The organism is Pseudomonas sp. R62 (assembly GCF_000257605.1).
Taxonomy (GTDB): Bacteria; Pseudomonadota; Gammaproteobacteria; order Pseudomonadales; family Pseudomonadaceae; genus Aquipseudomonas; species Aquipseudomonas atacamensis.
Genome location: NZ_JH635998.1, coordinates 2,314,201 through 2,326,733 on the forward strand (window position 1 = coordinate 2,314,201; position 12,533 = coordinate 2,326,733).

The 12,533-nt window shown below is 59.9% G+C and carries 12 protein-coding genes; all 12 read left to right on the forward strand.

Annotated features, from left to right (window positions below; genetic code table 11):
* On the forward strand, positions 1-840 hold an 840-nt coding region (gene tssA / locus OQK_RS11390; protein ID WP_038860868.1), incomplete at its 5' end, for a type VI secretion system protein TssA.
* Between the two features lie 32 nt (positions 841-872).
* Positions 873-1,376, forward strand: coding sequence for a type VI secretion system contractile sheath small subunit (gene tssB, locus OQK_RS11395; RefSeq protein ID WP_016772498.1), 504 nt, complete (start codon positions 873-875; stop codon positions 1,374-1,376).
* A 28-nt stretch (positions 1,377-1,404) separates the two neighbouring features.
* The gene (tssC, locus tag OQK_RS11400; RefSeq protein ID WP_016772499.1) at positions 1,405-2,880 is read left to right on the forward strand and encodes a type VI secretion system contractile sheath large subunit; all 1,476 of its coding nucleotides are present in this window, start codon (positions 1,405-1,407) and stop codon (positions 2,878-2,880) included.
* 9 nt (positions 2,881-2,889) lie between these two features.
* Positions 2,890-3,297: a type VI secretion system baseplate subunit TssE gene (gene tssE, locus OQK_RS11405; protein ID WP_007920274.1), complete on the forward strand. Its 408-nt coding sequence runs from the start codon at positions 2,890-2,892 to the stop codon at positions 3,295-3,297.
* An 11-nt stretch (positions 3,298-3,308) separates the two neighbouring features.
* The gene (locus OQK_RS11410) at positions 3,309-3,812 is read left to right on the forward strand and encodes a PAAR domain-containing protein (RefSeq protein WP_016772500.1); all 504 of its coding nucleotides are present in this window, start codon (positions 3,309-3,311) and stop codon (positions 3,810-3,812) included.
* Between the two features lie 5 nt (positions 3,813-3,817).
* Positions 3,818-4,669 (forward strand): hypothetical protein, encoded by an 852-nt coding sequence (locus OQK_RS11415; RefSeq protein WP_016772501.1) that lies wholly within the window; start codon positions 3,818-3,820, stop codon positions 4,667-4,669.
* Entirely contained in the window at positions 4,666-5,049 is a 384-nt protein-coding gene (locus OQK_RS11420) for a hypothetical protein (protein ID WP_016772502.1), read from the forward strand. The genes OQK_RS11415 and OQK_RS11420 overlap by 4 nt, the downstream gene beginning before the upstream one ends.
* Before the next feature lie 101 nt (positions 5,050-5,150).
* Complete coding sequence (gene tssF, locus OQK_RS11425; RefSeq protein WP_016772503.1) at positions 5,151-6,938, forward strand: type VI secretion system baseplate subunit TssF; 1,788 nt, start codon at positions 5,151-5,153, stop codon at positions 6,936-6,938.
* A complete protein-coding gene (tssG, locus tag OQK_RS11430) occupies positions 6,902-7,909 on the forward strand; it encodes a type VI secretion system baseplate subunit TssG (RefSeq protein ID WP_016772504.1) in 1,008 nt (335 codons plus the stop codon). The genes tssF and tssG overlap by 37 nt, the downstream gene beginning before the upstream one ends.
* An 11-nt stretch (positions 7,910-7,920) precedes the next feature.
* Positions 7,921-10,578, forward strand: coding sequence for a type VI secretion system ATPase TssH (tssH, locus tag OQK_RS11435; protein ID WP_016772505.1), 2,658 nt, complete (start codon positions 7,921-7,923; stop codon positions 10,576-10,578).
* A gap of 10 nt (positions 10,579-10,588) precedes the next feature.
* Positions 10,589-12,109 carry a sigma-54 interaction domain-containing protein gene (locus tag OQK_RS11440; RefSeq protein WP_016772506.1) on the forward strand — a complete coding sequence of 507 codons (1,521 nt, stop codon included), beginning with the start codon at positions 10,589-10,591 and terminating at the stop codon, positions 12,107-12,109.
* 297 nt (positions 12,110-12,406) lie between these two features.
* Positions 12,407-12,533, forward strand: a 127-nt coding sequence (locus tag OQK_RS30410) for a hypothetical protein (protein WP_016772507.1), incomplete at its 3' end; no start/stop codon positions are given.

Below are 12,533 nucleotides of genomic sequence, written 5' to 3' on the forward strand. Positions count from 1 at the left end.
CTGAAACAGAAAGCCACCGACCTGCGTGCCCTGCGCCTCAATCGCACGCTGCTGTGGATGACCATCGACGCGGTGCCCGAGCGCAACGCCGAGCAGATCACCGTGCTGCGCGGTCTGCCGCTGGAAAAGCTCAAGCTCTATCAGGACCGTTTCGATCAGGGCAAATACGCCGACCTGCTGGTGGAACTGGAGGCGAGCCTGGCGAAGGCGCCGTTCTGGTTCGATGGCCAGAGGATGGTCTGGGAATGTCTCCAGAACCTCAACGCCGAGCTGGCCATGCGCGAAGTGGAAATCCACTTCGCGCTTTTGATTCAGCGCCTGCCGGGCATCATCGAGTTGCGCTTCCATGACGGCGCGCCGTTTGCCGATCCGTCCACCCGGGCGTGGATCGCCGCCAATGTCATGCCGCACCTGCAAAGCGCCAGCGCGCCGCGCAAGGTCGAAAGCGAGAACGTCGAAACCCAGCCGGCCTGGGAAAAAGCCCTCGAGGAAGTTCAGCCGATCCTGCGCAAGGAAGGCTTGAAGCCGGCCGTGCAGATTCTCAAGCAGGGCCTGCAATCGGCCCACGGTGGCCGTGAACGCTTCTTCTGGCAGTTCACCCTCGCGCGGCTGTGTTTCCTGGCCAAGAAATACGAACTGGCCAAGAACCAGCTCGAAACCCTCGATCAGACATTACAGGACTCAGGCCTGCACGCCTGGGAGCCCGATCTTGCATTGCAAGTGCTGCACCTGCTGCACAGTTGCTGCGAGTTGTTGCCGCAGAACCACGCCGTACGTGAAAGCAAGGAAGAGATTTATCGCAGGCTGTGCCACCTCGACCTCGAAGTGGTACTCGAATAGGCCCCAGGGCCACAACCGCAAGGAGAAAAGCCATGGCCAAAGAAGGCTCGGTAGCCCCCAAGGAACGCATCAACGTCACCTTCAAACCCGCCACCGGCGGAGCTCAGGAAGAGATTGAACTGCCGCTGAAGCTGCTGGCAATCGGTGACTACACCCACCGCAAGGACGATCGCAAAATCGAAGATCGCAAGCCGATCAGCATCGACAAGATGACCTTCGACGAAGTGTTGGCCAAGCAAGAGCTGGGTCTGACGCTGAGCGTGCCGAACCGTCTGCAGGAAGATGGCGAGGCTGAAGAGCTGGCCGTGCAATTGCGCGTCAATTCGATGAAGGACTTCAACCCGGCCAGCCTGGTCGAGCAAGTGCCTGAGCTGAAAAAACTGATGGAACTGCGCGATGCGCTGGTGGCCCTCAAAGGCCCGCTGGGTAACGCACCTGCGTTCCGTAAAGCGATCGAAGGCGTGCTCGCCGACGACGAATCCCGCGGTCGCGTACTCGGTGAGCTGGGCCTGAACGCCGCAGCCCCGGACGCCTGAGACTCCAGTAGCCAAGGAAGCCAACACAATGAGCACTAGCGCAGCACAAGAGAAGAGCGCCGCCAGCGGCGAATACAGCATTCTCGACAGCATCATCGCCGAAACCCGTCTGACCCCGGACGACGAAGCCTACGACATCGCCAAGCGTGGCGTGTCGGCGTTCATCGAAGAGCTGCTCAAGCCGCAGAACAACGGTGAGCCGGTCAAGAAAGCCATGGTTGACCGCATGATCGCCGAGATCGATGCCAAGCTCAGCCGTCAGATGGACGAGATCCTGCACCACCCGGATTTCCAGGCGCTGGAATCGTCGTGGCGTGGTCTGCAATTGCTGGTCGACCGCACCAACTTCCGCGAAAACATCAAGATCGAAATCCTCAACGTCTCCAAAGAAGACCTGCTGGACGATTTCGAAGATTCGCCGGAAGTCATGCAGTCGGGCCTGTACAAGCACATCTACACCGCTGAATACGGCCAGTTCGGTGGTCAGCCGGTGGGCGCGATCATCGCCAACTACTACATGTCGCCAAGCTCGCCAGACGTCAAGCTGATGCAGTACGTGGCCAGCGTTTCGTGCATGTCCCACGCGCCGTTCATCGCTGCCGCCGGGCCGAAATTCTTCGGTCTGGAAAGCTTCACCGGCCTGCCGGATCTGAAAGATCTGAAAGACCACTTCGAAGGCCCGCAATTCGCCAAATGGCAGAGCTTCCGTACCTCGGAAGACTCGCGCTACGTTGGCCTGACCGTGCCGCGTTTCCTGCTGCGTAACCCGTACGATCCGGAAGAAAACCCGGTCAAGTCGTTCGTGTACAAGGAAACCGTTGCCAACAGCCACGAGCACTACCTGTGGGGCAACACCGCTTACGCGTTCGGCACCAAGCTGACCGACAGCTTCGCCAAATTCCGCTGGTGCCCGAACATCATCGGCCCGCAGAGCGGTGGCGCGGTTGAAGACCTGCCTCTGCACCATTTCGAAAGCATGGGCGAAATCGAAACCAAGATCCCTACTGAAGTTCTGGTTTCCGACCGTCGTGAATACGAACTGGCCGAGGAAGGCTTCATCTCCCTGACCATGCGCAAAGGCTCCGACAACGCGGCGTTCTTCTCCGCAAGCTCAGTGCAGAAGCCGAAGTTCTTCGGCATCAGCGCAGAAGGCAAGGCGGCAGAGCTGAACTACAAGCTCGGCACCCAACTGCCGTACATGATGATCGTCAACCGTCTGGCTCACTACTTGAAAGTGCTGCAGCGCGAGCAACTCGGTTCGTGGAAAGAGCGTACCGACCTCGAGCTGGAACTGAACAAGTGGATCCGTCAGTACGTGGCCGACCAGGAAAACCCGAGCGCCGAAGTGCGTGGCCGTCGTCCGCTGCGCGCTGCGCAAGTGATCGTCAGCGACGTTGAAGGCGAGCCGGGCTGGTACCGCGTGAGCTTGAATGTGCGTCCGCACTTCAAGTACATGGGTGCCGATTTCACCCTGTCGCTGGTTGGCAAGCTGGACAAAGAGTAAGAGCGACTCATGGACGGATACGGCAGCCTGTTCGAACGCCTCAACGGCGACGCACAACTACGCAAGGGCAACAGCCTTGAGGCTTGTGCCATGGCGTCAGTGGCTGCCCATCTGGCCAAAATGCTCAGCACCCGGGCCGGCAGCGTGCAAACGCTGGCCGACTACGGGTTGCCCGATCTCAATGACATGCGCCTGAGCCTGCACGACTCGCTGAGTCAGGCCCGCCTGGCCATCGAAAACTTCATCGAAGCCTACGAGCCACGCCTGAGCAACGTGCGTGTCATTTCCCTGCCGCGTGACCACGATCAACTTCGCCTGGCCTTCAGTATCGAAGGCCTGCTGGAAGTCGAGGGTTTCAAGCGTCAGGTCAGTTTCTCCGCGCGCCTGGATGGCAGCGGTCAAGTCAAGGTCACCTAAGGAGATCCCCGATGTCTGGCAAACCCGCAGCACGCGTATCCGACCCCACCGCTTGCCCGCTCCCCGGCCACGGCACCAACCCGATCGCCGCCGGTTCCGGCGACGTGTTCTTCGACGGCCTCGCGGCCGCCCGCCAAGGCGATGTCTCGGCGTGTGGTGGTGCGATGGTCGGCGATCTTGCGACAACCGTGTTGATCAACGGCAAACCGGCTGCGACCGTAGGTTCGGTTGGATCTCACGGCAATAAGGTCACGGCCGGATCCGGGACGGTGATTATTGGCAATTCGCATACGCCGGCGCCGTTTGTGCCGCCGGAGCCGGTCATCATTCCTGGAATATTCAATCGTGTCTTTGAATTCAAAACCGCAGATGGAAGAACGGTTGAAAATTTAAACTACATCACGCGCTCTGATAGCGGGATTGAGAAAACAGGCTCAACGTCAACAGGCATGTCAGGTGGTTTTTCAACTGGAAAGACGGCAGAGCCTGTAACTATATATATTTCGGCGGACTAGTAGGTATGGAGACCGTAATCAACATCGATGGTGTCGCTTACACGTTTGTGACTCAGGACGAGGTGACTACACTTAAAGTTCTTACCGAAACAACTGAGAGCAAGGATACAAAGCCGAAGAAAGTTGACCTTCCGTTGGCCTGGATTATTACGCGAAAAAGTGGTGTGCCGCTCTTCGCCTTGAAACCGGGTAAGGATGACTCTCCATTCAGAATTATCACTGCGGAGAAACTATACGCAGAAAAGGGTCAGTGGTTCGAACCGTTGGCCAGATATTATAGAGAGCTTGTCTGGATCAACCCGGAAACAACGCAGGCCGGATCAGAATCGCATGCGGCTTATAAACATGTTACTTGGCAGGAGCTGATCGACTTCGCAATCGTCGACCGGTTTTCATTCACTTTTCACTCTGGAATGCCGGGTGACTGGAAATTCCGTGCCGTGGGCGGTGCTGAGTTCTTGATGGTGTTCATGGAGGATAAACCGTATTGGACTGATGGCATTGGCCAGGTGCCGTTTGCGGTTAACACCTATAGAAAATATCTGCGAGAAACAAAGCAGGTAGAACTCGCAATAAAGCTGGCTGGTGAAACGGGTGTGACCTGGGGCGACGGCAAAGCCTATACCGGAGCAGAGCGAGGACCGAAAGATGTTTACGATAACTTCATCATATTGCGAGGGATATTGTGGGCAAAAGAAAACTGTAAGTTGGTTGTGAAAAAAGACACGGTATACGATAAAGGTATCCCGCACACAATTGAACTTACTGACGCACCTTATGTGCCTGTATCGAATGCGAAGTTAATAAATCCAATTTCGCAAGGCGATATGGATCAGTACGGGGCGTGGAATAAATGAAAGCTCGTCGCTTAGTTGCCTGTATTCCACACCTGATAGTATGTGCCCTGTATATTCCTTTGCATAACTACGGTGTCGACGTATATATCGATATGTATGGCGGGTTGACATCGAGAGGTATCGGCATCGGTATGACGCCGGATCTAATGGTTCAGTATTTTGTGGTGATGAACGCTATAGCGTTTTTTGTCCCCAAGCTGAAATTAAAGGTCCTGTCTGTCTCATTAATGCTGGGACTTATTTTGTACTATTTTTTGCCTCACTACCCCGTCCGTGCGATGGCTTACACCTCGATGGGTGGTGTCCTGACTTTTGCGGCGATATTTGCTGGCCAATTGATTGATCGCTTTTTTTTTTCAAATCGAGAAGTTAAAGCATGACTGTTGGGCGTTATGGCCGACATTGCCCGCGGGGAGTTTCTTACCCGCATGAACTGTTCTGCTGTTTTTTTAAATGAGTTCCACTACCAGGCAGGTACCCCGTGTCCTTTAACCACTACTACCAAAGCGAACTCACCGCACTGCGCCAGCTCGGTCGCCGTTTCGCCGAGCGTAGTCCGGCGCTGGCGCCGTATCTGGGGCAGGCCGGGCGGGATCCGGATGTAGAGCGGTTGCTCGAAGGCTTTGCATTCCTCACCGGGCGCCTGCGCCAGAAGCTCGATGACGAACTGCCGGAGCTCAGCCATTCGCTGATGCAGTTGCTGTGGCCGAACTACATGCGCCCGCTGCCGGCGTTCAGCATTTTGCAGTTTGATCCGCTCAAGCGTTCCGGGCCGGCGCTGCTGGTCGAGCGCGATACGCCGATCGAGAGCAAGCCGATAGAAGACGTGCGCTGCCGTTTCCGCACCTGTTACCCGACCGAAGTCTTGCCGCTGGATCTGGCCGCACTGAATTACTCGGTGAAGGGCGATGGCTCGCTGCTCAGCCTGCGCCTGGAAATGAGCGCTGACGGCCACCTCGGCGAATTGGAGCTGAGCAAGTTGCGCCTGCACTTTGCCGGTGAGCGCTACATCAGCCAGATGCTCTACCTGAGCCTGCTGCGCAACCTCGACGGCATCGAACTGATCCCGCTCGACGGCGCCGGCAAGCCGATTGATGGCGTCAGCGGCAAGCCGATGGCGTTCAAGATTCCCGGCGACCGGGTGAAACCGGTGGGTTTTGCCGAAGAAGAAGCGTTGATCCCGTATCCGCTGAACACCTTCCGTGGCTATCGCTACTTGCAGGAATATTTCGCCTTCCAAGACAAGTTCCTGTTCGTCGACGTCAACGGTCTGGACATTCTCAAGGCGCTGCCGGAAGACACCCTCAAGCAGATGCGCGGCCTCGAATTGCGTTTCGACATCCGCAAGAGCGGCATCATGCGCATGCGCCCGACGCTCGATAACGTGAAGCTGTTCTGCACGCCGATCGTCAACCTGTTCGAGCACGACGCGCTGCCGATTCGTCTCGATGGCAAGCAGGACGAGTACCTCCTGCTGCCGGCGGAATACGACCTGGAAAACTGCGGTGTGTTCTCGGTGGAAACCGTGATCGGCTGGAAACCCGGCGGCCTCGGTTATCAGGAGTACGTGCCGTTCGAATCCTTCGAGCACGACCCGAGTTTCGATGTGCCCAACAGCCGTCCGCATTACAGCATCCGCCAGCGTTCGTCCTTGCTGCATGACGGCCTCGACACTTACCTGAGCTTCGGCATCCGCCACACCGAAGCCCACGAAACGCTGTCGATCGAGCTGATGTGCACCAACCAGAACCTGCCGAAAAAGCTCAAGCTCGGCGACATCTGCATGGCCAGCGAGCAGACTCCGGAATTCCTCAGTTTCCGCAACATCACCCCGGCCACGTCGAGCTTCGCGCCGCCGCTGAACCGTGACTTCCTGTGGAAGCTGATCAGCAACATGTCGCTTAACTATCTGTCACTGGCGGACGTCAATGCGTTGAAGGTGATTCTGGAAACCTACGACCTGCCGCGCTACTACGACCAGCACGCGGAGAAGGTCAGCAAGCGCCTGCTCGGCGGCCTCAAGCACATCAAACATCACCACGTCGACCGCCTGCATCGCGGTCTGCCGGTGCGCGGTTTACGCACCGAACTGACCATCGACCCGGAAGGCTATATCGGCGAAGGCGACCTGTTCGTCTTCGCTTCGGTTCTCAACGAGTTTTTCGCGCTTTACGCCAGTCTCAATTCATTCCATGAGCTGCGGGTAAAAAGCACACAGGGAGAGGTGTACCAATGGACACCACGTATGGGCCTGCAGCCCCTGCTTTAAGCGGGCTGACCAAGGTAATACGCGAGTACTCGCTGTTTCAGGCCGTGCTGTTGGTGATCGACCGGCTGCGCGAGGCACACCCGCATCTGAGCGAAGACGATCTGTACGATCAGGTCGAGTTCCAGGCCAACCCGAGCCTGGGTTTTCCGCGCAGCGACGTCGATCGCGTGGAGTTTTTCGAAGAGCACGGCAAGATGCGCGCGCGCGTGCGTTTCAACCTGATCGGCCTGGTCGGCTCCGGTTCGCCGTTGCCGGCGTTCTATGGCGAGCAGGCCCTGGGCGACAGCGAGGACGGCAACCCGACGCGCAACTTCCTCGACCTGTTCCACCATCGTCTGCAACGGCTGATGCTGCCGATCTGGCGCAAGTATCGCTACCGCGCGAGCTTCCAGAGCGGCGCGATTGACCCGTTCTCGGCGCAACTTTTTGCGCTGATCGGCCTGGGTGGCGACGAGATCCGCAAGGCCAAGGAACTCAACTGGAAACGCTTGCTGCCGTACCTCGGCCTGCTCAGTTTGCGGGCGCACTCGGCGGCGCTGATCGAAGCCGTGCTGCGTTACTACTTCAAGCACGAAGACCTGGTCATCGAGCAGTGCATCGAGCGCCGCGTGGAAATTCTCGACGAGCAGCGCAATCGTTTGGGTCGCGCCAACAGCGTACTCGGCGAAGACCTGGTGCTGGGCGAGCACGTGCGCGACCGCAGCGGCAAATTCCGCATCCACATCACCGAACTCGATTGGCAGCGCTTCCACGAATTCCTGCCGATCGGTTTCGGTTACCAGCCGCTCTGCGCGCTGGTGCGGTTCACCCTGCGTGACCCGCTCGATTACGACATTCGCCTGGTCCTGCGCCAGGAAGAAATCCGCGAACTGCGCATCGGTGAGCAGAACGCCTGTCGCCTCGGTTGGACCAGTTGGCTGGGCCGCGAAAAAGCGGACGGCGTGGTGACCCTGGGCAGCAAAATTCATTAAGGACGTGAGCCATGATCAACGTAGACCTGCAACAACTCATCCAGGCGCTGGACGCCGAAACCCGTCGTGATCTGGAACGTTCGGCCGAGCGTTGCGTCGCCCGTGGCGGCAGCAAGATTCTCGTCGAAGACTTGCTGCTGGGCTTGCTCGAGCGCCCGAACGGCTTGCTGTCGCGCGCGCTGCAAGATGCTGACGTCGACGCCGGTGAACTGACCGCTGCATTGCAATCGCGGGTCGAGCACAGCGCTTCGCGCAACCCGGTGTTCGCTCCGGAACTGGTGCAATGGCTGCAAGACGCGCTGCTGGTGGCCAACCTCGAGCTGGGCCAGACCCAGGTCGAAGACGCCGCGCTGATCCTGGCGTTGCTGCGCAACCCGATGCGTTATGCCGGCAGCCGTTATCAGCCGCTGCTCGCCAAGCTGAACATCGATCGCCTGAAAGAATTTGCCCTGTCGCAACAAGAGCAACCGGCGGCTAACGGCAAACCGGCGGCGCAGGGCGAATCGCTGTTGCAGCGTTTCACCCACAACCTGACCCAGCAGGCCCGCGACGGCAAACTCGACCCGGTGCTGTGCCGTGACGGCGCGATCCGGCAGATGGTCGACATCCTCGCCCGTCGCCGCAAGAACAACCCCATCGTCGTCGGTGAGGCCGGTGTCGGTAAGACCGCCATCGTCGAAGGCCTCGCCTCGCGCATCGCTGCCGGTGAAGTGCCGCAGGTGCTCAAAGGCGTTGAATTACTCTCGCTGGACATGGGCCTGTTGCAGGCCGGCGCCAGCGTCAAAGGTGAATTCGAGCGCCGTTTGAAAGGCGTGATCGACGAAGTCAAAGCCTCGCCGAAACCAATCATCCTGTTCATCGACGAAGCCCACACGCTGATCGGTGCTGGCGGCAACGCTGGCGGTTCCGACGCGGCCAACCTGCTGAAACCGGCGCTGGCCCGTGGCGAACTGCGCACCATCGCCGCGACGACCTGGGCCGAGTACAAGAAATACTTCGAGAAAGACCCGGCGCTGGCCCGTCGTTTCCAGCCCGTGCAACTGCACGAACCGACTGTCAGCGAAGCAGTGACCATTCTGCGTGGTCTGGCTCAGGTCTACGAGAAGAGCCACGGCATCTACCTGCGCGATGACGCGGTGGTGTCCGCTGCTGAATTGTCCGCGCGTTACCTGGCCGGTCGGCAACTGCCGGACAAGGCCGTCGACGTCCTCGACACCGCGTGCGCCCGCGTGCGCATCAGCCTCGCTGCGGCCCCGGAAAGTCTGGAGCGCCTGCGTGGCGAACTGGCTGAAGGCGGCCGTCAGCGTCAGGCTCTGCGCCGCGATGCCGAGGCCGGTCTGCTGATCGACCACGAAGCGCTGGAAGCACTGGAAGCGCGTCTGGACGAAGCCGAAAGCGAGATGGTTGCGCTCGAGACCTTGTGGACTGAGCAAAGAGAATTGGCTGAGCGTCTGCTGGAACTGCGTCAGCAACTGGCGAAGGCCCGCGAGGCTGCAGCCGTCGAGCCGACCGTCAGCGTGGAAGAAGACGCCGAAGGCACCGTGATTGAAACTGTGGTCGCCGAAGTCGAAGAAGGCCAAAGCGTCGAAGCGCTGGAAGCCCAATTGCATGAAACCCACGCCGCGTTGACCGCTGCGCAAGTCAAAGAACGTCTGGTCAGCTTCGAAGTGTGCCCGCGTCTGGTCGCCGAAGTGATCAGCGCCTGGACCGGTGTGCCGCTGGCGCAACTGGCCCGCGAGCACAACGCCAAGGTTGCCAGTTTCGCCACCGATCTGCGCACGCGCATCCGTGGTCAGGAGCAAGCCGTGCACGCGTTGGATCGTTCGATGCGCGCGACCGCTGCCGGTCTGAACAAGCCTGATGCACCGGTCGGTGTGTTCCTGCTGGTCGGCCCGAGCGGCGTCGGCAAGACCGAAACCGCGCTGGCCCTGGCTGACCTGCTGTACGGCGGCGACCGCTTCATCACCACCATCAACATGTCCGAGTTCCAGGAGAAGCACACCGTCTCGCGTCTGATCGGCGCGCCACCGGGCTACGTCGGTTACGGCGAGGGCGGCATGCTCACCGAAGCTGTGCGTCAGAAGCCGTATTCGGTGGTGCTGCTCGATGAAGTCGAGAAGGCTGATCCGGACGTGCTCAACCTGTTCTACCAAATCTTCGACAAAGGCGTGGCCAACGACGGCGAAGGTCGAGAGATCGACTTCCGCAACACGTTGATCCTGATGACCTCCAACCTCGGTAGCGACAAGATCAGCGAACTCTGCGAAGACGGCGCGCGGCCGACCGCCGAAGTGCTCGAAGAAACCATTCGCCCGGTACTCAGCAAACACTTCAAACCGGCGCTGCTGGCGCGGATGAAAGTGGTGCCGTACTACCCGGTGGGCGGGCCGGTGCTGCGCGAGCTGATCGAGATCAAACTCGGCCGTCTCGGCGAGCGCCTGAACCGTCGTCAGCTGGAGTTCAGCTGGTGCCAGAACCTCGTCGATCACCTGTCCGAGCGCTGCACGCAAAGCGAAAGCGGCGCGCGCCTGATCGATCATCTGCTCGATCAACACGTGCTGCCGTTGGTGGCCGATCGTCTGCTCGATGCGATGGCGACCGGCGAAAGCCTCAAGCGTGTGCATGCCACGCTCGACGGCAACTCCAGCGTGACCTGCGAGTTCGTCTGAGGTGGGCGTGATGTTCACTCAAGTGCCGCAGCCACTGGTCTACGCCGAAGCGTTGCTGGCGCAGTTCGCCAGTCTTTCGCGCGCGGCGGACAGTGCTGCGCTGCTGGGTGAATTCGTCCGTGGCCTGGCCGAGCTGAGCGGCTGCGAACTGACGCAGCTGTACCTGCTCGACGCCACCCACACCTGCCTGGGGATGAACGCCGAGTGCCTCGACGGCGCGCTGCAACCGCGTCAGGCGGCGAGCCTGCCGGCGGATTACAACGGTGAACAACTGCTGCAATTCGCCCTGTGCCAGAACCGCGTGGTGTGCCTCGACGACCTGACCGGCAGCCTGCACGAAACCAGTTTTCTGCCGGCGGCGAGCACGCCGTGGCAGTCGCTGTTGTGCGTGCCGCTGGTCAATCAGCACAAGTCCGTTGAGGGCTTGTTGCTGTGTGCCAGTCGCCGTCGCACTGACTTGCAGGGTTTCGCCGACTCCCTCGGCCAGCTCGGCTCGTTCGTGCTCGGCCAACTGCATCTGCTGCAACGCCTGCGTCAGCCAACCGTCGAATCGGCCACCGCCACACGCAGTGTGCCGAGCATCAGCGGCTACGGCCTGATCGGTAAAAGCGCGGCGATGCGCCAGACCTACTCGCTGATCAGCAAGATCCTCCACAGCCCTTATACCGTGCTGTTGCGTGGCGAGACAGGCACCGGCAAGGAAGTGGTGGCGCGGGCGATCCACGATTGCGGCCCGCGTCGCTCCCAGGCGTTCATCGTGCAGAACTGCGCGGCGTTCCCGGAAAACCTGCTGGAAAGCGAACTGTTCGGCTACCGCAAAGGCGCCTTCACCGGCGCCGATCGCGATCGCGCCGGGCTGTTCGACGCGGCCAATGGCGGCACGTTGCTGCTCGATGAAATCGGCGACATGCCGTTGTCGCTGCAAGCGAAGATTCTGCGCGTGTTGCAGGAAGGCGAGATCCGTCCGCTGGGTTCCAACGACACGCACAAAATCGACGTGCGCATCATCGCCGCGACGCACCGTGATCTGGCGGCGCTGGTCAGCGAAGGCAAGTTCCGCGAGGACTTGTACTACCGCCTCGCACAATTCCCGATCGAGCTGCCGGCCCTGCGTCAGCGCGAAGGCGACATCCTCGATCTGGCCCGGCATTTCGCCGAGAAGACCTGCACGTTTTTGCAGCGTGACCCGGTGCGCTGGTCGGATTCGGCGCTGGAGCATCTGTGCGGCTACAACTTCCCCGGCAACGTTCGCGAACTCAAGGCACTGGTCGAGCGCGCGGTGTTGCTCTGCGAGGGCGGCGAGTTGCTCGCCGAGCATTTTTCCCTGCGCCTGGAAGCGATGCCGGAAGACAACAGCGGCCTGAATCTGCGCGAACGCCTGGAGCAGGTCGAGCGCACTTTGCTGCTCGATTGCCTGCGCAAGAACGACGGCAACCAGACCCTCGCGGCCCGCGAACTGGGCCTGCCACGGCGCACGCTGCTGTACCGCCTCGGGCGCCTGAATATCAATTTGGGTGACTTTGATGGTTGAGCTACAGCACTTCTTCGAACCCAACATATACCCTGTGGCGAGGGGATTTATCCCCGTCCGGCTGCGCAGCAGTCGCAGTCCGGTACATACGGTTTCACTGAGAAATCGCGCTGGCAGGTTATGGGGGCGCTGCGCGCCCCAACGGGGACAAGTCCCCTCGCCGCGGGAGGTCGCCTTACCTCCAGGCTATGGCGCAAGGCCTCGATCTAGAGGCTTCGAGCCCACCTCAAAAACTTATTTCAGCGCCGCCCGCAAGGGTCGGCGCTTTGTGCTTTGTCTACACCTGGAGACCCTCTGATGTCTGTTCGTCACTGGCACGCTGTCCTGCTGACCCTCGTCGTTCTATGCGGCCTTGGCGGCTGTAGCGGCAATTACAAATTCAACGACAACGACTATCGCCCGTTGGGTGATCCGCAAGCGGTCA